Below are 25,848 nucleotides of genomic sequence, written 5' to 3' on the forward strand. Positions count from 1 at the left end.
TCGCCTGCACAAAGGGCCGGAGGAAACTCCGGCCCTTCCTTGTTGGTACGCGACGGTTTATGGTTACGCGGTGGCTCCTGCCCGGACTTCCTCGCGGACGGCACCGTCGAGACGACGCTTCCTCCGTCTAAGTTGCACCGCGACCTTTTCAAGCGCCAGGTCGAAGGCCCGATAGCAATCGGGTGCTGACGCCTCACCGATCATCATCCGAAAGTTGCCGACCTGGATATTGATCGTACAGCAATATGATTGACCCTCGCGACGGAAGCCGACGCTTGCGTGCTTCAACTCCTGGAAGTACGTCTCAGTCGTCGTGAGCAGCCTCTCTTGAACATGTTGAGGCAGCGCATCTCCAAGATCGATCTGAAACCCGTTGATCCGGATTGGGGAGCTGCGATTTTTGCTCATCATTGGTCTGTCTCCTTTCGATGGATCACGATTGTGGAATTCGGGCGACCGGCCGCTCACGGGGGTGGGCCACCAATGGCCACCAGCTCTCAGTGGGGTGCTCACCGCACTCGGCGCTGATCCCATAGGCACACCAGGGACACCGTGCGGCGGCCCGCGGCAGAGTGCGCTTGCATGTTTTGCAGACAGTTCGGCGATCATGACGATGCATGATGGAAGTCCTCGACATTGGGCTGCGACAACGGACTATCGGCTTTGTTGCGATTCGAACGTGTGGGTCGCCGCGACATAGACCGCCAGGATCAGCGAGAGCGAGGCGGAAAGGCCCAAGACGCTCACTGTTGCCGCGAAGCCGAGCGTCTCGCCGAGTGTCTCCCAGAACACGAGTTGTGCGATCGTCAGCGTGACGATCGCTGCCAAGATGGCCATGGACATGATTTCACCGTTCGGCCGCTCCAACGAGCGCGCCGTTGCTGACCGTTTGCTTGTGGTTGCACGTGAATTCGTCCGCGGGCGGATCAATCCGCGATGCAGCTGAAAGCATCTATTGATGGACGAATTCTGATTTCGAGCACTTATCCCCGGACGACGTGACGTCCGGGGCTCAGGCTCCCGTCTTCAGGCGGCCTGCACGCAAAGTCGAAATGGTGCGGAATGTGTTCATGACACAACTAAGGTCGGCTACAGGGTCGCCAATGTCAAGTTGACCGGCTGCGTCGGAAAGCATCATTTGACAAAACAGCCGGACAACCTAAGTTGATCCTGTCATGATGTGGCTCTCAGCATATGTCCGTGGCCTCTGCTACGCCGGAACTCTGATCGCAGGACACTAACCCCGTGTCCGGCCGTTTGGGCGCGTGGATCCGGGGCTCCTGAGGCTTTCCAAACAATTCGATCGAAAATCTCCGACGGCTGATCGGCGCCCGCTTTATGGGCCTGCTCCGCAGCACGGCATCGGCGGCGACGGAAAGCCAACTTGTTTGATGACTGGAAACTCACGATGGGCCAGCTGAGTGAGATGAGCAAAGAATCCAAAAAGAAATCCTTGAGCTATCGGGTCTCGACGCCCGAGGAGCGAGCCAAGCGTCAGGCCGAAGTCAACAAGCGCTGCGAGTACATCATGATGCTGAAGGCGCAAGGCTTGAACTACGCCACCATTGCTTGCCGGCTGGGCCTGAGCCCCAGCCAGGTCAGCAAGATCGCCCGGGACTACGTCCACCGGATTCGCCCCTGAGGGGTTCTTCTCCCGGATCTCTCAAAACACATCTGCAGCAGCCACCGACTGCCATATTGGAAAGGAGAGCGTTGTGTCGGTTTCCTCACATCGACTGTCGTTCAATCACAACCACCCGATCATGCCGCCGGATGCCGAGGAGTTGGCCCGGGATCTGTTCGAGCGTGCCCGCCCCAACGACTCATTCGACGACCTCAAGCGGCGAGCTGCGTTCAATCGGCAGGATGCCGGCCGGCTCAGGCATTGGATCAGAGCCGCACAGGCGATCGCGGCGGAGAGGCGTCTGCGCCAACCCTGACGACGCCCGGGCTGTCGCTCTTCGTGTGACGGGCCATGCCGAGCCTGGACTTGGAGCGCTCCTGATCCGGGAGACCTCATGATTATTTTAGGACTAACCGAGATGACAGTTTTTACTTAGAATATCTCCGTGTTCGCGCTCCAGAGACCGCGATGTGGCCGCAGGTTCTTGAAACCCGCAAATCTCTACTTATGTTAAACTCATGATGACTAAATTGCGCCAGTTTTCTCACTCTCGCACGGGGTGCCTCCAAGCAGGCCACTGAACCCCGAAGGCCGGCCTGCCCGCATCCGGCGGCCCGCCCTTCGGGGAATGACGTTTCCTGAATAACCTCGAACACCCTGCCCCGTCCCAAGGGGCCATCGCGACTTGCGCCCGGTCAGGACCGTCCTGAGCCCCGCATGCCGCGCCACGCGAAGGAGAAGACATGAACGCACGATCTCATCGGACCCCTGAGCCGCTAACGCCTCATCTGCTGCTGCCCCTCGACCGCTCCCCTACCCCGAACGGTACTGACCCCATTACGCTCTGGCCATGGCGTTTGAGACGGGAGGCTATCCGCAGCCCGCATCAGGGAGCCAATCGCAGCGGTAAAATGCACGAGGCTCGACATCCGGCCGCCGCACCCGACGACACGTCCCAAACCAACGGCAGTTCGACGCAGCCCATGACCGTTGCCGATGTTATGACGCGTGACGTGGTCTGCGTCTCGACGGCAACCCCAGTCAGCGAGGTCGCCAATATCTTGGCCGGCAAGAGGATCAGTGCGGTGCCGGTGGTTGGCGTCGATGGCCGTCTTGTGGGTATCGTGAGCGAAAGTGACCTGATTCGCCGAGCCGAGATCGGGACCGAGCGCCGGCGCTCCTGGTGGCGCAAGGTCTTCACCGATATCGAGGCGGAGGCTGCCGACTACGTCCGGGCTCACGGCCGTAAGGCGCAGCACGTCATGAAACCACGTGTTGTCACGGCCACCGAGCAGATGACCCTCGCGGACGTTGCTGACCTGATGGAGAAGCATCGCCTCAAGCGGCTTCCCGTCGTCCGACGGGATATCCTCGTCGGCATCGTCAGCCGCAGCGATCTGATCAAAGCCCTGGCCCGCCACCGCCCCCGCCTGTTCGCGGAACCGCACACGGATGACGCCATCCTGCGGGACCTGATGAACCGTGTGAAGGCAGTGACGCCGTCCCACCAGCTCATCAACGCCTCGGTGCATCGGGGCAACGCGGACATTGCCGGGCTGGTGGACTCGGCGGCCGAACGCGAGGCGATCCTGGTCGCCGTCGAGAACACGCCCGGGATCCGCTCAATTCAGGACCGGATGATCCTAAGGCCCCGCTCCGTTTCCTAAGCCGGGAGGACAATCCGATGACGCGCCTTCGCGCCATCCTCATGGCTGCCATCCTGTTTGGCGGCGTATCCCTAGTGCTCGGGGGCCTTGGGGCAATGACAATCGAGTCCGGGAGGGATCTCGGCATCTACGGCATTGCGGTCCTCGGCTTTGCCGCATGGATGTCCTGGGACACGTATCAGGGCTGCCGGGACGAGCAAGGCGCCCCGAGTCCCCGGAGATCTTTGCCCTGAGGGTCGCAGCCCCTGCCTCGTGGTCGCGCACAATGCTTGCCCTGCATGGGCACAACCAATGGAGAAGACGATGAAACGTACTGAAACTCGGACAACTCATAGCAGTCCCGCCCTGAGCACCAGGCTGGTTGAGAGAAGGCCGATGCATGACGAGGTGATGGACACGCCCACTGACAACCTGGCGGATCTCGACAGGAGGCTCGACCTCGCGCTGGAGGAGACCTTTCCTGCGAGTGACCCGGTGTCGGTGATGTGCTGTTGACAGCACGGCCTTCCTACAGCTTCGCCGCGGCACGGCCCGCTCTTCAGCCGTGATCCGCCAAGCGATTGTGCGTCACGGGCTTCGCGGAGGCCTGAGCCTCTGACTGCCCCTGACGCCCTTCTGTTTGTCAGGCGGTGATGCGAGCCTGGTTGATCTCCATTTGGCGCTGGCCGATTAAGGTGAACACTTCGCGAGCGATGTAGCGCTTGAGACACCGGATCACCTCGAGCTTGGAATGGCCCTCAGCCATGCGCTTGGCCATGTAGGCCTTGGTTCGCGGGTCGGTCCGGAGCCTGCCGATAGCAATGATGTGCAGGGCACTGTTGGCGGCTCGGTCGCCCCCTCGATTGAGGCGATGGCGCGTCGTCTTGCCGGACGAGGCCGGAACCGGGCTGACGCCGCAAAGCGCGGCAAAGCCGGCCTCAGAGTGTAAGCGCTTCGGATTGTCGCCGGCTGTGAGGAGCAGCTGGGCCGCCCCTGCGTGACCAATCGAGTTCCGGGCCACGAGGTTGGGGGCGAGTTCATCGACGATGGCACCGATCATAGCATCCAGGTCAGCAATCTCATCGTGCAGTTCAAGGTATCGGCGACCCAACGACTTGAGACTGATCCTGTAGGCGGAGATGACGTTGCGATAGTCTGTCAGATCCGGCCGCCAGGCCGCCAAGGTCCTGACGAGTTGCATGCGGGTCATCTTGCGCAAGATGTCCCGAAGATCATCGGGTGCGCAGATGATCGTGTTGTGGATCATCTGCAGCGCGACACGGCGGGCAGCGACCGCTGTCTTTCGGCAGGCTTTGAGGACCCGGAGGGACTCGATCATCCCGTCACGGGTTTTGGGCGTGACGGTGCGCTTGCCGGCAAAGGCCGCATGCGCGGCGTTCTGAGCATCGAGATCATCGTTCTTTCCACGCTTGCGCCGGTCCTGTTTGTCCGGGGTCGTCACCTCGAGAACCTCGACACCGGCGTTCTGCATGGAGCGCAGCAGCCCGGCGCCATAGGTGCCTGTGGCCTCAACGCCGATGCACCGGAGCTGTCCGAAGGACCGCATCCAGGCGAGAATCTGCCGATAGCCTTGGCGTGTTGTTGCAAAGCACTGGGTCCCGAGAACACGGTCGTGTTCGTTGACAACAGCGGCGACATGAAGATCTTTATGCGTGTCGACGCCACCAACGACGAGACGCGGTGCAACCTCCTGAACTTCCATACCGGCTCTCCTAGGCAGACCTTGGACCGACGGTTTACCGAGACCGGGTGCCTGGACAGGACAGTAACGCGACAGGAAGTCAGGCCCTTCTTGGGTCACATGCATCGGTGAGGCGAACCTCACCGCAAGGCTCCCGGGCGGCCGACAGGTCCGGGGAAAGACACGGATCTGGTCGATCAGAGTGTGGGTCAGGCCACGCCGGGACACCTTGCGGCACCAGCCACTCTAAACGGTCTATCGCTGTGAGGGTCAGGCCGCCCAGGAACACTGGTCAGGTCATACTTACTGTCCCCGACCGGTGACCCTTTGACCCTATGGAGGAGCCGATGAAACTCGACAGAACAAACACCCCTGTCACCGTCCAGAGCTCGACGGTGGAGCTGGGCGAGGCCCTTCCTGCCTATGTCCGGACCGGCGTTCAACGGGTGGCAGGCAAGTACTTCGGCCAGCTTAGCGGCGCGGCTGTGTACTTTAGCCGCTAAGGGGCCTCCTACAGGTGCACGGTGAACATGCAGATGGGAGCCCTCAGCATCGTGACGGGCGAGGCGGTTGCCCCTGATTGCTACAAGGCATTTGACGCGGCCTTGGGGAAGGCGGCCAAGCAGCTCCGGCGTCTGAAGCGCGCCTTGCGGGACGATAAGCCAATTGGACCGGACAAGGGCGCCCTTTTGCGCAAGTGGATGTATGGGACTAGGGCCGGCGCAGGCAGAGTAGGATAGTCTCAAACGAGAGGTGGCAGCGCTTAGATAGATCGATAGGACGGTCTCTCCGTTAGCAACTGTGCTCCAAACCGCCAGGGTCCTCACAACAGGGCATGAATGAATGAGCCCCGGCCATTCGGTGGCCGGGGCTCGTTCTATTATACGACCTCCATGGCGGTGCCCTTCATCGTGACAGAGATCATGAGCTTTTTGGTCATGGGTGAACACTCGGCCACGCCGACGCCGCTCCTGGCGCAGCAGGCCGCCGTTTCAACCTACCTGGGTGGGAACCCGCCGGGCCCGGTCGTTGGCCCATATCCGTAGACGATCATCACGAACAGAAGCGCCGCCAAGACGAAAACCAGCCCCATGAAGATGGTGACCATTGCGACCCTGGTCGTGCCGCTGTCCTGTTCCATGCGATGTCTCCTGAGACGGGGCAGCCCGATAACGCGTGAAGGTCCTCGGAAGTCGCATCCAGGGGAGCTCGCAATGTGGTTCCCCTGCAAATAAGTGTTACAGAGTTTCAGCTACGGTGGCGATGATCACAGCAGCGGAGACACGGATGTTGAAGGGAAGACATTGCGATCGTACAATCATCCTGCTCTCTGTCCGGTGGTACCTGGCTTACAATCTGAGCCTGCTGAACCTTGAGGAGATGATGACGGAGGCCGGCATCAGGGTCGATCACGCGGCCATTCACAGATGGATCGTGCGCTATTCGCCTGAACTTCCGAACCGCTTCAACTCACGCAAGTGAGCCGCCACTGCCAAGCGGCAAGTCGACGAGACTTACATCAAAGTCCGAGGCCAATGGAAATTTCTCTATCGAGCCATCGACAGCAATGGCGACACTGTCGAATTCTAGTTCAGTGCTCGGCGAAACCTCACTGCGGCCAAGGGGTTTCTTCGTAAAGCACTTGAGCGGCATGGCTCGAGCCGAGCGGATCGTGATCGACGGCAGCCAGACCAACCGAGAAGCGATCATGTTGTGTGACGCTGCAGATCAGCTTCAGGACCGGTCGAGGCGCGAGTTGAACCCGGTCCGGATCCGGCAAAGTTCCTGCCTGAATAATTGCATCGAACAGGATCACCACGCCATCAAGAGGCGAGCACGGGCAATACTGGGCTTCAAGTCGATGGCCACTGCCCGTGTGATCCTCGGTGGGATTGAGATGGAGCACATGATGCGCAAGCACCAGGCGGAGTTTGCCTGCCATCAGCAGCTGTCACGCGCTGAGCAGTTCGATCTGCTCGCCGCATAAGATTATCACGCAGTAAATGTTTCTTTCTCATCCCTGCTTCGCATTTGTGATAGAGCCATGTTATGTGACCCCGATGATGTCTTAACGCGGGCTGTGTTCTTCTCTTCTGAATGGTCAGGGCAATCGCGTTAATTGACATTCTCCGATAGCGACGGCCGCTAGTTTGGCCCAGCAAAGGCACAAGTCGTCCGTTCCGGGCCCCCTTGAAGTTTCCTAAGTGGCCGGGCGTACCTTATGCCCTTTCGAACAACACAGATTCTGACTGTGCGACACGTGCCTGGAAAACGTCAGCAGTGCTGATCCAGAAGGTACTCTTTAGCCTGGTTCACCCGAGCGGCGAGATAGGTGGATCCTCCCTGGTCTGGATGAAGCTTTTTCATCAAGGATCGATGCGCCTGCCTGATCGCATCGGGGCTCGCGCCAGGCCGAAGTCCCAGGATCTGGTAGGCTTCTCCCTCCGTCATGGCTCCTGAACGCGTTGGCTCTCCAGTCCGCGCCTGCTCTTTGCGAATATCATCGCGCCAGAGAGGAAATCGTCTGTCGAGATAGGCCTCCAGCAGACGGCTGCCATCTGGATCGCTGGCGCGACACTCCGACAGGAGATGCAGCAGGCTGGTCTCATCGAGAGAGGCCAGGCGCTGTCCCGCAAAGGCGCCAGCCAGCGCGGTGCCATCCATCCCGCCCGTGTCGTGATCGAGCTCCATCTCGATCAGAGCGGAGCGGACCCGCGAGATGCTGCCCGGGGTTCTTCGCGATGTTCCGCCACATCCCGGAATCCTGAAATTGCTCCAGCCGAGGAGCCACAGGCCAAGACCCCCTAGGAGAAACGCGATGTCGATCCGGCCACGCAGGCCGAGGAGCGCAGCGATGCCGAGCGCCAGGATGCCTCCGGTCACTTTAAGCACTTTTGCGAGAGCAGCTGTGTTGGCTTGCGAAACGTTGGTGACGAACCACCAAAAGATAGTGACAGCTGCGATGCCATAGAGCAGCGTCATGGCTTCATTCCGGTCATCGCGGTGAGAAGACCGCGTGCCTGTTCGCTGCTAGGCGCAAGTCTGGTGAGGCCTTCGACGCCGCTCGTTGCATAGGCGGCGGCGGCACGCAGAAGTTCGGCGAGGGCCTGCGGCGCCTTGCTGTCGAATCTGGAATAGGCTCCGCCGGTCAGACGGGCGATTTCCTTAAAAGCCAGTGCCGCTTCGGGATCGTGCCCCTCGTGGAACATGAATGCCTTGGTTCCAAGAAGACCAAGTTCGCCGGCAACGGCGCAGAGATCGTCGATCGGCTCCTCCATCGCGTCTCCAACATAGACGAGCACTTTCAGCGGCGAATGGCTGGCCTCGCTTCGGACATGGCGCAGGACGCGTCCGATCTGGGTCTGGCCACCGCGGCAATCGATCTTCGTCATGAGATCCATCAAGGCGCGTGGATCGGCAACCCAGCGGGAGGAGCGACATTCGTTGAAGCCTCGGAAGTACACGAGCTGGACCGACAAGCCGCCGGAATGGCTCGCCGCGGCGAACATTTCGCCCTGAACCCGGCAGGCGAGATCCCAGGTCGGCTGCCGACTCATGGTAGCATCGAGGGCAAAGACGAGGCGTGCTCGGGGTGTGCCGCCGACCCCAGGTCCAAGTCTCTTTGCCTCGTTCAGAAACCTGTCGATCCCAGAGCTGTGAGTGCCAGCGACAGGCAAAGATCCGTTGCGGTCCCTCGTCTCTTTCATCGTCTTCCCTCAGGCTATAATTGTAGGACCATACAAGACGCCTGAAAGGTTAACGCGGTACGGATCGTTTTGGTTGAGGGTGTAGCTCTTCTCTCGGAGAATTGTCTTCTTCATGACGATGAGGCCGACCTTGGTATTCGAGTGGCCGCAACAGCCTCACGCCTTCCTTCAGTGCAAGAAACCTGCCGCTATCTAGCAAAAAAATTCGTTTGTTCCCCTCGTCTACTTGCGTCAATCTTGTCTTCCGAGATCAGAAAGAAACCACGAGTGTCTCTCCGTTCAGTTGCTGGTGCGGCTGGTGGATCTCGCCCAGCGTCCTCAACTTATGACTGGCCTCGCGGAGAGAGCAAGGAGCGAGCGCAAACCTCGTCCGCTGTCAGGCGCGCCGCCATGGTGCGATCGTTCGTTGCGACATTAGCGCGGTGGATCTGGGGTGCGCCCATTGTCCAAGGAGAGATGAAGGGCAGAGCCTACGTCAAGGCGTCGTTCCGGACCGATGTGCACATGGGCCGGTCATCAAGTGCTAGTGGGAATAGCTGCCAGTAAGCCAGGAAGCACCGGAGGAAGGTGGATGGACCAATGAGAGGCCCTCTGGTGATTGGCACGGTGATCGTTGCTTCCATCGCTGTACTAAGCTTGGTTGGTGATGTCCTGGTCGACTGGGCTTGGTTCTCAGCCCTGGGCTACGTTGATGTCTTCGGGACGATTCTCGTCAGCAAGCTCCTGCTCTTTTTCATTGTCTTTGCAGCAACCACTGCCTTCCTCTGGCTGAACGGGACCGTGGCCGCTCGTATCGCACTGTCGCGAGACATTATCCAATCCACACAGGTCGAGTGGAGGACCGTGGGCAGCCAGAAGGTGCCAGGGGTGTCGAGTCTCAGGGGTCGGTATCCCTCGCTCCTCATCGTGGGAGGCGCCGGTCTTTTTGGAGGCTTGCTGGCCCTTATGGAAATGGGCAACTGGGACGTGCTTTTGCGCTGTCTCTATCAGGTACCATATGGCCAGAGCGATCCAGAGTATGGCAAGGACATCAGCTTTTTTCTCTTCTCTCTGCCGGCTTATATTGCTCTCAAGAACTGGATGCTGCTGACAGTCATCCTGAGCGCTCTCCTTGCAGGAGGAGTGTATTGGGCCCAGGGTGAGATCAAGTTTGACAGCCACCCATGGTCCGTATCCCCGAAAGCCAACGCTCACGGCTCAGTCTTACTGGGCGTCCTCTTTGCCATAGAGGCGTGGTCCTTCTATCTCGATCGATATCTGCTGCTTTACCGCGACAATGGCGTGGTGGTGGGAGCGAGCTACGCGGACATCCAGGTTGAGCTGCCAATCCTCTGGCTGTTGATGATCCTTGCCGTGATTGGAGCTTGCTTGTCCTGGTCGAACCTCTGGGTCCGCGCTTACACGCTCCCGGTTGCCGCAGTGGCGCTGGTGCTAGGGAGCTCCTTCCTGCTGGCAGACGTGCTCCCGGTAGTCTTCCGCTACATAATCGTGAAGCCGAACGAGCTGGCGCTGGAAAAACCATATATTCAGCGAAACATCACCCTGACGCAGCACGCCTATGGTCTGCATCAGATCAGATCCAAGCCATTCCCCGCCGAACAGCATCTCACCTTCCAAGCGCTCCAAGCCAACCAGGCAACCATCGATAATATTCGATTATGGGACTGGCAGCCCCTGATGGAAACCTATCGCCAGCTGCAGGAGATCCGAACCTACTTCAAGTTCCACGGCGCTGATGAGGACCGTTACTGGCTTGGCGGAGCATATCAGCAGGTGACGCTCTCCGCTCGCGAGCTCGACGCCGCACTTTTGCCGCCAAACGCTCAGACATGGGTCAACCGCCATGTCCTCTTTACACACGGGAACGGCGTCGTCATGAGCGCCGCGGCTCAAAAGACCACCGAAGGGCTACCGGTCCTCTATGTTCAGGATATTCCACCCGTCGCGTCGGAGGGGCCCCCGATCCACGAGCCTCGGATTTACTACGGTGAGCTCACCGATACCTACGTTATCGTCAAAGGAAGCACCCCCGAGTTCGACTACCCGAAGGGTAAGGACAATGTCTATTACACATATGACGGCGCGGGTGGTGTTCCCATTGGCGGGAGTGGACGTCGGGCACTCTTCGCCTGGTACTTCAATGATCCAAACCTGATGCTGAGTGACTACCTGACTGTCGACAGCCGCGTCATGTTCCGCCGGAATATCCAGGAGCGCGTGAGGAGCATCGCTCCATTCCTCCGTCTGGATCACAACCCTTACTTGGTAATCAACGAAGGCCGGCTTGTCTGGATCCAAGATGCGTACACGACAAGCGATTATTTCCCCTATGCTCAACCACTGCCCCGCGCCGGCTTGAACTACATCCGGAATGCGGTCAAAGTTACGATCGATGCTTACAACGGAACGGTCGATTTCTATCTGGCGATCCCGTCCGACCCTGTCGCTGCGACGTACCGTCGTATATTCCCGGACATATTCAAGCCGCTGGAGGCTATGCCGGAGGGCTTGCGAAACCATCTCCGCTACCCGGAGGACCTGTTCTTCAGTCAAGCACAGATATACCGCACCTATCATATGGACAGCCCGGAGGTTTTCTATAACCGCGAGGATCTCTGGGACTTCCCGCGCCAGATTGCGGACGGCGACACGATCAGTATGGCGCCATACTACATGATCATGCGCTTGCCCGGGGAGCCACAGGCGGAGTTCATCCTGATGGTTCCCATGGTGCCAAGCCAGCGGGACAATATGATTGCGTGGCTTGCCGCCCGATGCGATCCACCCCATTATGGAGAACTCATCGCTTACGAGTTCCCCAAGGAGAAGCTCGTCTACGGCCCGTTTCAGATCGAGGCTCGCATCAACCAGAACACAGCGATTTCGCAGCAGCTCGCCCTATGGAATCAGCAGGGTTCGCGGGTCATTCGAGGAAACTTGCATGTGATTCCAATCGAAGACTCGATCCTGTATGTGTCGCCACTCTACCTCCGCGCAAAAACCGGGCAGATCCCGGAACTGAAGCGTGTGATCGCAGTCTATGGCGACCAAGTCGTCATGGAAGAAACGCTTCCAGAAGCCCTTGCTGTTCTCTTCAAGGGGACCGCCATGAACTCCCACGTCATGGAAACGGCAGTAGAAATCCCCTCGACGAGCCGCGATCCTCGCGCTGCGGCTGAAGCCTTCCGCCACTACAATCGAGCTCTGGAACAGCTTAAGAGCGGGGATTGGGCTGGCTTCGGTATGGAACTGGACCGGCTTGGGTCTGTCCTGGGGCAACTGGCTCAAGGTGAGGGTGACCGCTAGCGCCACTTTGGCGGGGTAGGGTCGCGGTGACCTAACGATCGACAAGGGGCTCAAGGGAGGAATCCACCCGTCACACACTGCAGCAGCGTGCTAACATCCATGAGATAGGTGCCTGTCACGTAATCGCTGTCAGAAACTCCTGTCGAACGGCGGGATCGTCGCGAAACGCGCCGAGCATCCGGTTCGTAACTATTGAAACGCCATGCTTGCGGACTCCGCAGGTCGACGAGCAGGCGTGCGTCGCCTTGACAACAACCCCGACTCCATGAGGGTTGAGGACTTCAGCAATGGTATCGGCGATCTGAGCCGTCAGTCTTTCCTGCACCCAGTGCCGTCGCGCGAAAGCTTCGACAAGACGCGCAATCTTCGAGATGCCGACCACCCGATTCTGGGGGTATAGCCAACGTGCACAATGCCTTGGATGGCCGCCATATGGTGCTCGCAGCAGGACTCGAAGGGGATGTCGCGCAGGACCACGATACCGTCGTAGCCGCCGACCTCCTCAAAGGTGCGGCGGAGCAACGCGGCGGGGTCCTGCTCGTAGCCGTCAAACCACTCCGCATAGGCTCGGACCACCCGGGCAGGTGTGTCGACGAGACCTTCCCGCCCTGGATCCTCTCCAACCCACCGGATCAAGGTCCGGACCGCCTCCTCGGCTGCCTTCCGGCTCGGACGATCGCAGGCCTCGTTCCTGTCCTGTAGTTTTTCGAGGGTCGCATGCATCTTGCCTTCTCCGGGTTCGACTGTCAGCCTGTTGGATGGGAGTCATCGCAAATGGTTCCCGTTATTCGCACGTCGGCCTGACCGGTCGGGAACCTTTCGGATTCGCTCGCATCCAACCGTCATGCGCTGTCCCAGGAGACAGGTCATGCAGCGGATGGGAGGATCAGCGATGGCATCGCACGTGAAGGACTCCGTAGGTCCGGACCTGACCGAGGGAATCCGCTCCTCAAGTCTTGCCGATGGGGCGTGTCTCGAAGGCCATGTTGGCGAGGAGACAGTGCTTCTTGCACGGCGGGGAGACGCTGAGTTGGCCGTGAGTGGCAAGTGCACTCACTATGGAGCGCCGCTCGCCGACGGCATCATGGTTGGTGAAACGGTACGCTGCCCGTGGCACCACGCCTGCTTCAATCTGCGCGCGGGCGAGGCGCTCGGAGCGCCTGCCTTTGCACCGCTCGACCGGTGGAAGGTGGAACACAGGGGTGGCCGGATTTTTGTCACCGGGAAAGCTGACGCAGCGCATGAGTCCACTCTCCATCCATCGGTCGCCGATCCACGGAGTCAGATTGTCATCGTCGGGGGTGGAGCTGCCGCGTTTGCGGCCGCGGATATGTTGCGCCGCCGCGGCTTTCCGGGCAAATTGACGATGCTCAGCGCGGATGAGGCCCTACCCTGCGACAGACCCAATCTCTCCAAGGATTACCTTGCCGGCCATGCCCCGGAGGAGTGGATCCCGCTGCGAGAGCCTGAGTTCTATGCTGAGAACCGCATCGATGTCCGGCTTGGAACAGCCGTTGAGCGCATTGACCCTGGTGCTCGCACTGTCATCACAGCAAACGGCCAGCGTTTTCCCTTCGATCGCCTCCTCCTTGCCACGGGCGCGGAGCCTGTGCGGCCCTCTATCCCCGGCGCAGACCAGCCGAACGTCTTGACGCTGCGGTCGCTCGCCGACAGCCAAGCCCTGATCCGATGCGCGTAGGATGCCAGGAGCGCCGTCGTGCTTGGGGTTGGCTTTACTGGCCTTGAGGTTGCCGCCGCGTTACGCGCGCGGGGTATCGAGGTTCACATCGTCCCGGATGTCCGACCCATGAAACGGATCCTCAGGCCTGAGCTCGGCAACTTCATCCGCGAGCTCCACGAGCAGCACGGCGTGCACTTTCACCTGCAGAGCCGAGCGGCCCTCATCGAGGGAACGCAGGTTATGCTCGAGGGTGGCGCAAAGCTCCACGCCGATTTCGTCGTAGCCGGCATCGGCGTGCGGCCGCGTACCGAACTGGCAGAGGCGGCGGGCATCAGGGTCGACCACGGCATTCTGGTCAACGAGCGCCTCGAGACAAGTGTGCCGGGCATCTTCGCCGCTGGTGGTATTGCGCGGTGGCCGGACACGCGTACCGGCGAAAGTATCCGAGTTGAGCATTGGGTGGTTGCTCAGCGTCAGGGTCAGACCGCGGCTCGCAATATGCTTGGTTTCAACGAGCCGTTCTCGGCGCCACCCTTCTTCTGGAGCCGCCACTACGATGTTTCAATCCAATACGTTGGTCATGCCAGCGCTTGGGATGCAATCGAAGTGGATGGCAGCATCGTGGGCCAAGATTGTCTCGTCCGTTATCTTCGTAACGGAGAAGTGAACGCGGTTGCTTCGATCGGGCGGGATGTCGAGGCACTTCGATATGAAGCTGCCATGAAAATGAGTTGCGAGCCCCGACATTGTAGCACCGGCGCCGTGCGAGCGCATGCCTCGCCTGTAGGACAGTGACAGAGAATTGTAGCTGATCAATCGGCGTTAATGAATGTGGGGCCATGGCGACGGACACTGCAATGATCTTGCTAGCACCGCTAAATTAAATTCGTTTGAGTTTAGACAAAGCGAAGTTCACACTGTTGTCATACCGCATTCGCCTCTCTTTCTGGAGAAGAACGGGGGAAGAGAAAGATCTATCGACGCCCTAGCAGAGTGGCTTTTCAGGAGGAGCCGAGTATGGGTCTGAATCAGATTGGAAAATCCTCCGGATATAATGAGGCTTCGAGAGCGCTCGGCGCCAACCCAGTTTTTTCCCCTGCCTACGGGGGCCTGTTTAGAACAGTGCTTGTTCCAGTCGACCTGACCCACCCGGGAATGGCAGAGTTGGCCATTGAGCTTGCCACTGCCTTGGCACATGCATCAGACGGTACCGTCCATCTGATCTACGTTCTCCCGACTTTGCCACTCTCCGCGATGGGGTCTGATCTTCCACTTGCACTTGCAGATGAGGTCCAGAGGGAGGCAGAGCAGGAACTTGCGTCGCTCGCCGCCACCATTGATTTACCAGATGAATCCGTTTCGATCTCAGTCCATGCTGGATCTGTGTGCGACGAGGTTCTAAGCAGGGCTGAGAGGATTGGAGCCGATCTGATCCTTATCGGCTCACACAGGCCGAGCATGGCGTCTTATCTACTGGGGTCGAATGCAGCGACTATCGTCCGCCACTCCAAGTGTTCGGTTCTTGTGGTGCGCTGACCGCATGCGGCGGAACGGCTGGCGCATAATGGAGTTGGCATGACACCCGCTCACGAACGTGTGGAACCGACAATCACGCTCAGAGAGACCTTATGCCGGGTTGCTCTCGAAGGCTTGGCGCGAGCCGTGCTCGTTCTCGTCGCATGCATGATCATGAGTGCCGCAACCGGCTATGACCTCAGACTCAGCTTTCAGGCGGCTGTCCTTGCCTTCAGCCTCCTCGGGGCAATAGCCTTGGAGCGTGGGCTCAAGGCTGAGCGGAGCCGGACGTATGCGCAGGCTGCCAACTTCTATGCCGTCGCCCTCACGAATTACTTCATCTGCTATGCCTCGATTGTGGCTGGAGATCTTGCCGGGACTTTAGGCGGCCATTGACTGCCCCAGCTCGAGCTACTGAGTTAAGACGCGCATGCCAGACCGGCGGGGGCTGGAATGAACGGCCTTTTCGGCGCAAGGTTTATTCAGGACCCATGTGGCTTGTCTTATGATCTGTTAAGCTTAGAGTGAACCCTTAGTCTTCACCTGAGGACGAATGGCGGTAGGACCATGGTCAGTATGTAGCGAAGGCATCGAAAGTCCCCTTAGTGTCGGCTGCGAGGTTTGATGTGAGATTGTTGGAGAAAGCTCTGAATTACTTTCAAAGGCCTAGCCAGATGTCGGCAACACCTATGGCTGTGGCTGAGATCGACAGCCGGATTGGCGGCTCCCGCTCCAAACGAGCACAGATCAGAGATATTCTACGTCGATACGAGCAAGGCATCATCTCCCAGTCAGAGGCTGTCGAACAAATTTTAGGTGTGGTCCGTTGATCGTCGATTTGACTATCAGGGATGTCACGACTCCGGCAGGATCTCGGTGGCCGCGGAGTGCGGAGGAGCGTACATCTACAAGAATGCGGGTTCTCAATGCCCGCCTCTTGCAAGTTAGCGTTATTCTTGCAAGGTTGATGGCGCTACATAACTCTCATGCGCCCGCAGGCTTCACCCGTTTGTGAAAAGCATATGCTTGTTCCTCCGCGTTAGTCTTGTAAACCCCTAGGAGCGACGCAGTCTCATTTTGGCAAAGATCCTGTCCCAGGAGCATAGGGCTAACCGGTTCCTCGCCGCGCTTGCTGCCGATGATTTCGCTCTTCTTGAGCCACACCTTGAAGTCCTCATCCTGCAGCGCGGCACTGTGCTATACGAGACCGGCGATCCTATCCGCTACACGTACTTCCCGCATGATGATGCCATCGTATCCCTTGTCGATGTCATGGACGACGGGCGTGTGGCCGAAGTCGCGCTGTTTGGGCGGGAGGGGCTGATTGGCCTCCTGAGTGCCCTTATCAGCGGTGAATCTCTCGGGCGCTATGTCGTGCTGGTTTCGGGATCCGCCTCACGGATTCCGGTCGAGCAGATGCACAAGGTTCTGGTGTTACGATCCCGGCTGCGCCGGATGGTGGCGGCTTACAACGAGGCACTGCTCGCCCAGGCGTTTCATACCGTGGCCTGCAATAGTCTTCATTCGGTCGAGGCCCGGTGCTGCCGCTGGCTTCTCAACACCCATGACCGGATGGATCAGGGCACCCTGCCCCTGACTCATGAAACACTGGCCGAGATGCTCGGGGTCCAACGCTCCACGGTCAGCACCGTCCTGCGCACCCTTCAAACCACCGGCCTGATTGAGCAACGCCGAGGCGGCATCGTCGTGACCGACCGCGTGGGCCTCGAACAAGCCACCTGTGAGTGCTACCGCAAAATCCGCCTCCGCGTCGAGAAGGTTCTCCCCGGCACCTATGCCCGTCCTGATCTGGGAGGGCTGGCCGACCCCTCGAAGTCGGTGCGGCTGGAGACCTCTCTAGTCCGCCCTCGACGTTGAGGTCGCGCCAAACAGTTCGCCACTCTGAATGTAAAGGCGCAGGATGGCGGTGGAATGGTGCCGGGCTTCTGGTCCCCGGCCCAATTCTTCCAGGCCGTGTCTGTGCGAGGCTCCATCATCAAGTCATCTACCACGCAGGCAAACACCCCTTGCACTCTGCCAGCCGCAGAAATGGTTGCTGAGGCTGATTGGAGCATTGGGGAGGATTGCATTTTCAGCTTGATTATCAGGCTTACTGGGAGCCCTATGAGGTGGCAATCATTGCCCCCATTTCGGAGGCCTCTATGCCCGCGAAATTGAGCCTGAACGCGTCGCTCACGCTGGAACTCGCCGCCTTCGTCTCTGCTAAAGTTCAATCCGCCGACTACGGCAGCGCCAGCGAAGTGACCCGTGCCGCCTTGCGCCTGCTGGTCGCGCAGGATCGCCGCGCGAAGCGCCGTTCGGATGCGGAGCCTACGGACGGCTGCCATGGACACTAGAAGCTCTGTATCCGAGGCGGTTTTTCTTTACGACAGCGAGACCGGCAGACTCATGCGGACCTATGACTGGTCTCGTACCTCGCTAGGTCCGATCTCCACTTGGCCGCAAAACCTGAAAACCACGGTCAGCATTCTCCTACGCTCGCCGATCCCCATCGTCCTGCTGTGGGGACCGGACGGCATCATGATCTACAACGACGCGTATTCCATCTTCGCGGGAGGTCGCCATCCTCGCCTGTTTGGCTCCAAGGTGCGCGAGGGCTGGCCCGAGGTGGCGGACTTCACCGACAATGTGATGAAGGTGATCTTGGGAGGCGGCACACTCACCTACCGCGATAAGGCATTGACCATCTACCGCAGGGGCGTTCCTGAGCAGGTCTGGATGAATCTCGATTACAGCCCCGTGGTCGACGAGAGTGGCCAGCCCGCAGGCATGTTTGCCGTTGTCCTCGAGACCACCGACCGAGTGCTGGCAGAGCGGGCTCAGGCAGAAGCCGAGGAGCGATTGCGGGCTCTGGTCACGCAGACCGCAGGCGGGATCAGCCAGATTGATATGACCGGGCGCTATGTTCTGGCGAACCGGCCATTCTGCGAGATGGTCGGCTACACCGAGGATGAGTTGCTCGGGATGCGAATGCAGGACATCACCCATCCCGACGACCTGCTGGAAAATCTTCCGCTGTTCCAACGCATGATCGAGACGAGCACCAACTTCGGAATCGAGAAGCGTTTCGTGCGGAAGGACGGTTCGTTCGTCTGGGCCAACGCTTCCGTTGCTCCCATTCGCGATGCGGCCGGCCGGGTGGAGCAGGCCGTTGCGATCACGATCGACATCACCGGACGCAAGCGCGCCGAGGAGATCGAGCAGCGGCTCGCGGCTATTGTAGAGTCATCGGACGATGCCATCATTAGCACAGACCTCAACGGCGTCATCACAAGCTGGAATCAGGGGGCAGAACGGCTCTACGGCTACCAAGCGGAGGAGGTGATGGGGAGGCCCTTTGCGATCCTCGTCCCCGAGGACCGGCAGGACGAGGGGCAGGGCATTCTCGCACGGATCAGCCGGGGCGAGCACGTCCATCCCTTTGAGACTATTCGCCAACGCAAGGATGGCAGTCAGGTCGAGATATCGCTGACGGTATCGCCGGTCAGGAATGCGCAGGGCAAGGTCATTGGCGCATCGAGGATCGCCCGTGATATCACCGAGCGCAGGCGGGCCGAGGACCTGCAACGGGTTCTGATGCACGAACTCAACCATCGGGTGAAGAACATTCTCGCGACGGTGCAGGCCATCGCACGGCATACCTTCCGCAGCAGCCAAGGGGACAGCACAGCGCGAGAAACCTTCGATGCGCGCCTGTTCGCCTTGTCCAAGGCCCACGACCTGCTCACCCGCGCGAACTGGGGCAGTGCCGAACTGTCGGAGGTCGTTGCTGAGGTGCTTGCGCCCTACCACCGCGAGCGTTTCGAGATCGAAGGGCCGGACGTGCATTTGCCGCCGAGGATAGCCTTGGCACTGACCTTGGCGCTGCATGAGTTGGCAACCAACGCCGCCAAGTACGGCGCGCTCTCGGTTCCCACGGGCCGGGTCGCGATCACATGGTCGGTCAGGCCCGGCGATCCAGCGCACCTCACCTTCCGTTGGCAGGAGCGCGGCGGGCCGCCGGTCTCGCCGCCGACCCGGCAGGGCTTTGGCTCGCGCCTGATTGAGCGTAGCCTGGCGATGGAACTCGCGGGTGAGGTCCACATCAGCTACGATCCCGCTGGAGTCGTGTGCGACGTGAGTGCTGCTCTAGCCGACGCGAGGGGAGCGGGCGTGGGTGAAGTCGCCTGATAAGGGGGGTCGAACACCACTGCGTATGGTCCCGCCCCGGCGCAATTAGGCGGCTCCTTGCACGGCTTTCGATCTGACGAGAACCAACGCATTTTGGAATGAACGGCTTCGTTGGGCATCGCAAACTCGACGGCATAGCTGTCAACACGGCCTCCCTCAGCTGCCGGAGCAGGACCAGCGTGGGAGACAAACCAGTCAGCGCCAGTCGAACGGCAGGGGCGTCGAGGCCGATCCGGTGCGCGACTGAACGCCGATCCGATTCCCGATTATGCCTTTAGGGAGCTGGTGATGCCGCGTTCCGTCCAAGAGGGGAAGCATCAGCTTGGATCCGCTCGTCGACCAAGGCGTGCAAGTGCCAAAGATTGCGGTCGCGGATGCCATGCTCCTCCAAGTTCACTGCCGTACTGTGGAGATACTCGGCGCAAGAGCCCTAATGGTGTGAAACGGCACCGGAGTGTTGCCCCCTCGCAAGGGAGGCGCAACGCTTCGGTTCAGCGACGCAAAATGAGAATCCAGCGGGTCATCGTCGGCGCCGATGATGACCCGCTGACGCTATGAATTCGCTAGCAACATCAGGTGCGTACCGGCAGTCGGCTCAGAGGTCCGTACCCGATGCTGGTTTACAACATGATCCGCAAAGGACAGGCGAAGTATGCCCACAATCGGCAGCCGTCACTGTCCGAGCAGTTCGAGAGGCTCGCGGCCTAAGCGCGATGCCGAGCGTCTGCCCTCCTTCCGTCCCTTCCCCGAATTTGCGACACAACCCGGTTCCAGATTTCAGACACGCCCGCCTTTGGCGGGCGTTCGCTTGTCAGGCCCACACCTCCGCCCAAAGAGCTTAGGAAATACCAATCCCGTGTCACGGTTCTGACACGGCTTCGGTTCGAAATGCGGCCATGCACATGCCCCACCAACCAGCGACGGGATCAGGCGACTCGCTTCAAGGCATCGGACAAAGTCTCGATGATGGCGTCAATCTGAGAGGTCTCGATGATCAGCGGAGGCGACAGGGCAATGATGTCGCCGGTAACGCGGATCAACAGGCCTTTCTCGAAGCAGTCGACGAAGGCATCGTATGCCCTGCCTCCCGGAACTCCAGCGCGGCTTTCCAGCTCGATCCCGGCGATGAGACCGATGGTCCGGATGTCCACGACATGCGGCAGCCCCTTCAGGCCGTGGATGGCATCGTGCCAGTAGCTCTCGATCTCGGATGCCCGGATGAGCAAGCTCTCCTCGCGGTAGATGGAGAGCGTCGCCATTCCTGCAGCGCAGGCTGCCGGGTGGCCTGAATAGGTATAACCGTGAAACAGCTCGATCTGGGCTTCGGGCCCCTGCATCAGCGCGTCATGAACTTTCCGGCTGGCGAACACGGCACCCATGGGAATGGCCCCGTTGGTCAGGCCCTTGGCCGTTGTGACAAGGTCTGGGATGACGCCAAAATAGTCGACGGCGAACGGAGCGCCAAGACGCCCGAAGCCCGTGATGACTTCATCGAAGATCAGCAGGATGCCGTGGCGGTCGCAGATCGCCCTCAGGCGCTCGAGATACCCCTTCGGCGGAATGAGAACGCCGGTTGAACCTGCCACCGGCTCGACGATCACGGCAGCGATCGTCTCGGCCCCATGGAGGGCGACGAGGCGCTCGAGGTCATCGGCGAGTTCGGCGCCATGCTCAGGCTGCCCTTTCACGAAGACATTGCGAGCCGGATCATGGGTGTGCCGCAGATGATCAGCACCCGGAATCTGGGGGAATACGCGGCGGTTGTTGACGATGCCGCCGACCGAAATGCCGCCGAAGCCGACGCCGTGGTAGCCGCGCTCGCGCCCGATCAGACGGGTTCTCGTTCCCTGGCCGATGGCGCGCTGATAAGCAATGGCGATCTTCAGAGCGGTATCGACGGACTCCGACCCTGATCCGGTAAAGAACACCCGGTCGAGACCGGCACTCGGCCCGCCCGGCGCGATCTCGGCAAGACGCTCAGCGAACTCGAAGGCAATCGGATGTCCCATTTGGAACGAGGGCGCGAAATCCAATGTGGAAAGCTGCCGCCCTACCGCATCAGCGATCTCGCGACGGCCGTGACCGGCGTTCACGCACCACAAGCCTGCCGTGCCATCGAGGATCTGACGATTGTCGTCGCTCGTGTAATACATTCCTTCCGCCTTCGCGAGCAGACGGGGCGAGGCTTTGAACTGGCGGTTTGCCGTAAAGGGCATCCAGTAGCTGTCGAGCCGGAAGCTGTTGTGTCTCTGTGGGGCATTCATGACCGAGATCCTTTCGATAGCGGATCATGGCCATGAGGGCGAAACATCAACAAGTCCTTTTCTTTGTTCCATTAAGCTATTGATATCATTAGCCGCAAAGTCGTATGTTTGTCTTATTTCGAACAACCTAAACACACGGCTTGCGGTGATGAGATGGAATTCGATCTAGGCGGTCGGCTGCGCTATGTTCGGGGGCTGCATAACCTGTCCCAGCGCGAGCTCGCCAGGCGCGCGGGCATTACCAATTCGACGATCTCGTTGATTGAAGCCAACCAGACCAACCCTTCCGTCGGTGCGCTCAAACGCATCCTAGACGGCATCCCGATCGGGCTGGCGGAGTTCTTCGCTTTGGAGCCTGAGAAGCCGAAGCAGGCCTTTTACCGCTCCGATGAGCTGGTCGAAATCGGGAAGGGAAAGATCTCCTTCCGTCAGGTCGGAAACCACCTGTTCGGCCGGGCGCTCCAAATCCTCAAGGAACGGTATGAACCCGGCGCCGATACGGGCAAGGTTCCTCTGACGCATCAAGGCGAAGAAGGGGGGATCATCCTGAGCGGACGACTGGAAGTCACCGTCGACGACGAGCGGCGGATTCTTGGGCCGGGCGATGCCTATTATTTCGAAAGCTGGAGGCCGCACCGCTTTCGATGCGTCGGCCCGGTGCCTTGCGAAGTCGTGAGCGCCTGCACGCCGCCAACGTTCTAACCGGTATAGTCAGACCGACGGACCCGGGGAGCCAGAGGGCACCTGTTCATGCCGCCTGGAATCGCCACTCGTCCCGGTATCGATCGATGGCGAGATCCTTGTGGGAGACGTCCGGCGCCCGGTCGGAGATCAGGTCTGCGAGCACACGGCCTGAGCCGCAGGCCATGGTCCACCCCAGCGTGCCATGACCGGTATTCGTGTAAAGGTTTCCGTACCGGGTCGGGCCCACCACGGGCGTTCCGTCCGGCGTCATCGGCCTTAGGCCCGTCCAGAAGCTCGCTTGCCTGACATCGCCACCTTGCGGGAACAGGTCGGTGACCGAGTGCTCCAGGGTCGCCCGCCGGGGCGCCCGCAGGCGCTGGCTGAATCCGGCCAGCTCCGCCGTGCCGCCGACCCGGATCCTGTCTCCGAGGCGAGTAATCCCGACCTTGTAGGTCTCGTCCATTACCGTCGAGACGGGTGCTGCGTCCGGGTCTACTACGGGCATCGTCAAGGAGTAGCCCTTCACCGGATAGACCGGCAGGTGGATCCCTAAGGGCCTCACCAGTTGGGGCGTGTAGCTGCCCATGGCCGCCACATAGGTATCCGCCGTGAGCACCTCGCCGCCGATCACCTGAACGCCGGAGATCCGGTCGCCTTCGGTGAGCAGCTTCTGGACGGCTGTGCCATACCGGAACTTGACGCCCAACCGCTCGGCGATCGCGGCGAGACGCTGCGTGAACAGGTGGGCGTCCCCGGTCTCGTCGCCGAGGAGACGCAGGCCCCCGGCAACCCTGTCCCTGACGAGCCCGAGGGCCGGTTCGACCACGACGCATCCTGCGGGATCCAGGATCTCGTAGGGAACGCCATAGGCGTCCAGAACAGCCGTGTCCTCGCCGATCCCGTCGAGCTGCTTTTGCGTGCGGAAGAGCTGGAGCAGCCCCTTCTCCCGGTGGTCGTAGGTGACGCCCGTCTCCTGACGCAGCTCGCGCAGGCAATCCCGGCTGTACTCGGCGAGAGCAACCATCCGGCTCTTGTTGCGCCGGTAGGCTTCCTCGGTGCAGTTGGCCAGCATATGGGCAAGCCAGCCCCAGAGGCGCAGCTCGGTGCGGGGCCAGAGCACCAGCGGCCGGTGCTTCATCATCAGCCACTTCATGGCCTTGATCGGTATCCCCGGTGCGGCCCAGGGCGCGGAATAGCCGGGCGAGACCTGTCCTGCGTTGGCAAAGCTCGTCTCCATGCCGGCGGCAGGCTGGCGATCCACCACCGTCACCTCATGACCCTGCTTGGCGAGATAATAGGCGGATGTGACGCCGACGACGCCGCTGCCGAGAACGAGGACGCGCATGGTTCCTGAACCTCGAGAAGGAGTGGATTGATAGCGGAAGCGGGTGCCCAAGCCGGCGATCAGCTCGGAGCCGACCGCGCCGAAACGGCCGGCAGCCGTCGGCTGCGGGAGTGAACGAGCGACGAAAGAGAACGTCGAACGGACAAGTGGCACGGGGTCACCTCAAAGGATGACTTAAGGTGACGTAAATCGTCGCGAATATCCTGCCGAAGCGTCGCAGACTTCGCGTATTTGCCTTGCTAAGGCTTCACAAAGTTCGACCGAATCGAACTTTCTGCCGCCGACGGCGGCCCCTGTAAAATTCCGCAAGGGAAAGCCGAGGGGGACACGCGAACGATCGCTAAAGATCCGGCGGTTTGATCACAGCCCGGATCGCGAAGCTCGATTGAATGCGGGCGACGCCGGGCAGGCAGGACAGAACGTCCGCGTGAATGCGCTCATAGCTCGCCGCGTCGGGGACGGTCACGCGGAGAAGGTAGTCCGACGTTCCAGTCATCAGATAGCACTCCCGGATGTCGGGACATTGGCAGGCAGCCTTCTCGAACCGCCTGAGATACTCGTCCGTCTGCCGCTCCAAGGTGATCTGGACGATCACGACCGTCTCGGGTGCCGCAGCCCGGTCGTTGATGAGGGCCGAATATCCGCGGATCGTCCCGCTCTCCTCGAGAAGCCGCACTCGACGCAGGCACGCGGAGGGAGACAGCCCGACCTTCTCGGCCAGATCGGCGTTCGTGATGCGCCCGTCGGCCCGGAGGATGTTGATGATGCGCTGGTCTATCCCGTCCATGGCGGCTCAAAAGTCGGTAGCGTCGAACGACTGCAATGCAGCAGCGTCATCGCACAGCTCAAACGCCGGTGCAAAGCGCTTGCTCTTAAGCCGTGCTCAAACGATCGGAGCGGAAGGATGCATCGAGGCGCTGCATGAAGGTTTCCGCGCAGCACATGTGCTCGCGCATGATCCGGCTGACGGCGCGGCGATCCTTGGCGCGGAAGGCCGCCACGAGATCGCGGTGGCTTGTCACGTTGTGCTGGCCGAAAGCCTCGTGCTCGTCGTAACGGTCGCTGCGGAATTCGACGAGATCGCGCAGGAGCCCGTTGAGGAAGCGACAGATGAAGGCGAGCAGAGGATTATCGCAGCTCTCGCAGAGAATGTCGTGGAACTCGATCTCGAGCCGACGGCCCGCGACCCGGTCGCCGCTGTCGCGGGCTTCGACGCATTGCTCGATATTGGTCTCCAGCCGCTGAAGCCGATCCTCCGTCAGGCGGCCGACGACGCTCTCCGCCAGAGACACTTCGAGGCTGCGCCGGAGCACGTAGATCTGCTCGAAATCCAGTACCTGGAAATGAAGGTAGCTGCGCAGCTGCTGCATCGCCGCGTCTATGGACACGGGCTGGATCTCGGCGCCGCCGTTCGGGCCGGTCTGCATCTTCACGAGCCCCTGCACCTCAAGGGCCTTCAGAGCCTCGCGAAGAGTACCCTTCGCGCAGCCGTAATGCTGCATCAGCGTCTTCTCGTTAGGCAGCCGGTCGCCCGGCTTCAGGCCCTCCCGCGCGATCCAGCGCCGCAGGTCCTCGGCAATCTGGTCCGAGAGCTTCGTGCGCTGCATCCTTCCGCGCCCGGGGGCCGGAACGCCTACCTTGTCGTTGGTCATAGCCGAACCGCCTCAGGTCTCCACAGGATATCGTCCTGGAGAGGATATATCGGACGGGCAAGCTTTTCGAAACGGAATAACTCATAGTCCGAGCTGGTCACCCCACGGCTCGCACATTCGACAACCGCCCTCGCGATGGGCTCGAACACGGGGCGGCAATACATGCGGGATTTCAGGATCAGGTACCGGCACGCACAGGGATCGAGACCGACGCTCGTGAACACCGCAAGGTCCCACGGCTCGTGAGGCAGCTCGGTGACGAGCACCCGTGCCCGGCCGGTATCCAGCACGGCGGCCCGCCCCATGAAGCAGCGCATGCCCGTATAGGTCGGCCCACTGATCGTGTATTCCCCGTCGCCCAGGACGCGCACCACGCCTTCAAGCCGCAGCGGATCTTTGGAGATGCCGATGCGGGGCATGGCCACGCGGTTGCCGATTCCGATCTCGATCCGCGCGCCGACGCCCGCCGCCATCATGGCCGCCACGGCTTCCGGATCGCAGATCGGACCCACGATAATGTCGTCGAGCCCT

24 protein-coding genes and 3 pseudogenes are annotated in these 25,848 nt (G+C 60.5%); 15 read left to right on the top strand and 12 right to left on the bottom strand.

The window, feature by feature from the left end; genetic code table 11:
- Nucleotides 1–63: 63 nt before the first annotated feature.
- Both hpf and NF876_RS13455 read right to left on the bottom strand, forming a co-directional pair.
- Nucleotides 64–411, bottom strand: a complete 348-nt coding sequence (gene hpf / locus NF876_RS13450; protein WP_262269302.1) for a ribosome hibernation-promoting factor, HPF/YfiA family — start codon at nucleotides 409–411, stop codon at nucleotides 64–66.
- 243 nt (nucleotides 412–654) lie between these two features.
- Complete coding sequence (locus NF876_RS13455) at nucleotides 655–837, bottom strand: hypothetical protein (RefSeq protein WP_262269303.1); 183 nt, start codon at nucleotides 835–837, stop codon at nucleotides 655–657.
- Nucleotides 838–1,384: 547 nt separating this feature from the next.
- Here NF876_RS13455 and NF876_RS13460 point away from each other — a divergent pair.
- From NF876_RS13460 to NF876_RS13475, 4 genes are all read left to right on the top strand, one after another.
- Nucleotides 1,385–1,642: a hypothetical protein gene (locus NF876_RS13460; RefSeq protein WP_262269304.1), complete on the top strand. Its 258-nt coding sequence runs from the start codon at nucleotides 1,385–1,387 to the stop codon at nucleotides 1,640–1,642.
- A gap of 73 nt (nucleotides 1,643–1,715) precedes the next feature.
- Complete coding sequence (locus NF876_RS13465; RefSeq protein ID WP_262269305.1) at nucleotides 1,716–1,940, top strand: hypothetical protein; 225 nt, start codon at nucleotides 1,716–1,718, stop codon at nucleotides 1,938–1,940.
- Nucleotides 1,941–2,367: 427 nt separating this feature from the next.
- Nucleotides 2,368–3,291: a CBS domain-containing protein gene (locus NF876_RS13470; RefSeq protein WP_262269306.1), complete on the top strand. Its 924-nt coding sequence runs from the start codon at nucleotides 2,368–2,370 to the stop codon at nucleotides 3,289–3,291.
- Nucleotides 3,292–3,308: 17 nt separating this feature from the next.
- Nucleotides 3,309–3,524 carry a hypothetical protein gene (locus NF876_RS13475; protein WP_262269307.1) on the top strand — a complete coding sequence of 72 codons (216 nt, stop codon included), beginning with the start codon at nucleotides 3,309–3,311 and terminating at the stop codon, nucleotides 3,522–3,524.
- Nucleotides 3,525–3,913: 389 nt separating this feature from the next.
- Here NF876_RS13475 and NF876_RS13480 read toward each other — a convergent pair whose 3' ends face one another.
- Nucleotides 3,914–4,993, bottom strand: coding sequence for an IS110 family RNA-guided transposase (locus NF876_RS13480; protein ID WP_262269308.1), 1,080 nt, complete (start codon nucleotides 4,991–4,993; stop codon nucleotides 3,914–3,916).
- A 326-nt stretch (nucleotides 4,994–5,319) separates the two neighbouring features.
- Here NF876_RS13480 and NF876_RS13485 point away from each other — a divergent pair, with 326 nt between their 5' ends.
- Together NF876_RS13485 and NF876_RS13490 are read left to right on the top strand one after the other, a co-directional pair.
- Nucleotides 5,320–5,475, top strand: coding sequence for a hypothetical protein (locus NF876_RS13485; protein ID WP_262269309.1), 156 nt, complete (start codon nucleotides 5,320–5,322; stop codon nucleotides 5,473–5,475).
- A gap of 21 nt (nucleotides 5,476–5,496) precedes the next feature.
- On the top strand, nucleotides 5,497–5,712 hold the full coding sequence (locus NF876_RS13490; RefSeq protein WP_262269310.1) for an HPF/RaiA family ribosome-associated protein: 216 nt from the start codon (nucleotides 5,497–5,499) through the stop codon (nucleotides 5,710–5,712).
- 257 nt (nucleotides 5,713–5,969) lie between these two features.
- Here the strand turns inward: NF876_RS13490 and NF876_RS13495 are convergent, their stop codons facing one another.
- Entirely contained in the window at nucleotides 5,970–6,113 is a 144-nt protein-coding gene (locus NF876_RS13495; RefSeq protein ID WP_262269311.1) for a hypothetical protein, read from the bottom strand.
- Nucleotides 6,114–6,259: 146 nt separating this feature from the next.
- Here NF876_RS13495 and NF876_RS13500 point away from each other — a divergent pair.
- Nucleotides 6,260–6,959, top strand: a pseudogene (locus NF876_RS13500) (IS6 family transposase).
- 287 nt (nucleotides 6,960–7,246) lie between these two features.
- Here the strand turns inward: NF876_RS13500 and NF876_RS13505 are convergent.
- Complete coding sequence (locus tag NF876_RS13505) at nucleotides 7,247–7,954, bottom strand: DnaJ domain-containing protein (protein WP_262269312.1); 708 nt, start codon at nucleotides 7,952–7,954, stop codon at nucleotides 7,247–7,249.
- Nucleotides 7,951–8,679 carry a vWA domain-containing protein gene (locus NF876_RS13510; protein ID WP_262269313.1) on the bottom strand — a complete coding sequence of 243 codons (729 nt, stop codon included), beginning with the start codon at nucleotides 8,677–8,679 and terminating at the stop codon, nucleotides 7,951–7,953. Before NF876_RS13510 ends, NF876_RS13505 begins: the two co-directional genes overlap by 4 nt.
- Before the next feature lie 579 nt (nucleotides 8,680–9,258).
- On the opposite strand from NF876_RS13510, the gene NF876_RS13515 reads away from it, so the two are divergent.
- Nucleotides 9,259–11,985 carry a UPF0182 family membrane protein gene (locus NF876_RS13515; RefSeq protein ID WP_262269314.1) on the top strand — a complete coding sequence of 909 codons (2,727 nt, stop codon included), beginning with the start codon at nucleotides 9,259–9,261 and terminating at the stop codon, nucleotides 11,983–11,985.
- Between the two features lie 115 nt (nucleotides 11,986–12,100).
- On the opposite strand, the pseudogene folE reads toward NF876_RS13515, so the two are convergent.
- Nucleotides 12,101–12,708: pseudogene (folE, locus tag NF876_RS13520) on the bottom strand (GTP cyclohydrolase I FolE).
- Nucleotides 12,709–12,877: 169 nt separating this feature from the next.
- Between folE and NF876_RS13525 the strand changes: the two are divergent.
- The 6 genes and pseudogenes from NF876_RS13525 to NF876_RS13550 all read left to right on the top strand — a co-directional run bounded on the left by NF876_RS13525 (nucleotide 12,878) and on the right by NF876_RS13550 (nucleotide 19,372).
- A pseudogene (locus NF876_RS13525) lies at nucleotides 12,878–14,461 on the top strand (FAD-dependent oxidoreductase).
- Nucleotides 14,462–14,683: 222 nt separating this feature from the next.
- A complete protein-coding gene (locus NF876_RS13530) occupies nucleotides 14,684–15,202 on the top strand; it encodes a universal stress protein (protein WP_262269315.1) in 519 nt (172 codons plus the stop codon).
- Nucleotides 15,203–15,241: 39 nt separating this feature from the next.
- Entirely contained in the window at nucleotides 15,242–15,577 is a 336-nt protein-coding gene (locus NF876_RS13535; protein ID WP_262269316.1) for a hypothetical protein, read from the top strand.
- A 681-nt stretch (nucleotides 15,578–16,258) separates the two neighbouring features.
- A complete protein-coding gene (locus NF876_RS13540; RefSeq protein WP_262269317.1) occupies nucleotides 16,259–17,059 on the top strand; it encodes a Crp/Fnr family transcriptional regulator in 801 nt (266 codons plus the stop codon).
- A 206-nt stretch (nucleotides 17,060–17,265) separates the two neighbouring features.
- Nucleotides 17,266–17,538 (top strand): ribbon-helix-helix domain-containing protein, encoded by a 273-nt coding sequence (locus tag NF876_RS13545; protein ID WP_262269318.1) that lies wholly within the window; start codon nucleotides 17,266–17,268, stop codon nucleotides 17,536–17,538.
- Nucleotides 17,528–19,372 (top strand): PAS domain-containing HWE histidine kinase family protein, encoded by a 1,845-nt coding sequence (locus NF876_RS13550; protein WP_262269319.1) that lies wholly within the window; start codon nucleotides 17,528–17,530, stop codon nucleotides 19,370–19,372. The genes NF876_RS13545 and NF876_RS13550 overlap by 11 nt, the downstream gene beginning before the upstream one ends.
- A 926-nt stretch (nucleotides 19,373–20,298) precedes the next feature.
- On the opposite strand, the gene aptA is transcribed toward NF876_RS13550, so the two are convergent.
- A complete protein-coding gene (gene aptA / locus NF876_RS13555; protein WP_262269320.1) occupies nucleotides 20,299–21,636 on the bottom strand; it encodes an omega-aminotransferase AptA in 1,338 nt (445 codons plus the stop codon).
- A 153-nt stretch (nucleotides 21,637–21,789) separates the two neighbouring features.
- Between aptA and NF876_RS13560 the strand changes: the two genes are divergently transcribed.
- Nucleotides 21,790–22,338 carry a cupin domain-containing protein gene (locus NF876_RS13560; protein WP_262269329.1) on the top strand — a complete coding sequence of 183 codons (549 nt, stop codon included), beginning with the start codon at nucleotides 21,790–21,792 and terminating at the stop codon, nucleotides 22,336–22,338.
- A gap of 46 nt (nucleotides 22,339–22,384) precedes the next feature.
- Here the strand turns inward: NF876_RS13560 and NF876_RS13565 are convergent, their stop codons facing one another.
- The 4 genes from NF876_RS13565 to NF876_RS13580 form a co-directional block, all read right to left on the bottom strand.
- Nucleotides 22,385–23,665, bottom strand: a complete 1,281-nt coding sequence (locus tag NF876_RS13565; protein ID WP_262269321.1) for a D-amino acid dehydrogenase — start codon at nucleotides 23,663–23,665, stop codon at nucleotides 22,385–22,387.
- A gap of 340 nt (nucleotides 23,666–24,005) precedes the next feature.
- Nucleotides 24,006–24,452, bottom strand: a complete 447-nt coding sequence (locus NF876_RS13570) for an Lrp/AsnC family transcriptional regulator (protein WP_262269322.1) — start codon at nucleotides 24,450–24,452, stop codon at nucleotides 24,006–24,008.
- A gap of 85 nt (nucleotides 24,453–24,537) precedes the next feature.
- Entirely contained in the window at nucleotides 24,538–25,317 is a 780-nt protein-coding gene (locus NF876_RS13575) for a FadR/GntR family transcriptional regulator (RefSeq protein WP_262269323.1), read from the bottom strand.
- On the bottom strand, nucleotides 25,314–25,848 hold a 535-nt coding region (locus tag NF876_RS13580), incomplete at its 5' end, for an MlrC C-terminal domain-containing protein (RefSeq protein ID WP_262269324.1). The genes NF876_RS13575 and NF876_RS13580, both read right to left, overlap by 4 nt.

The sequence above is a fragment of the Microvirga yunnanensis genome (assembly GCF_025460875.1).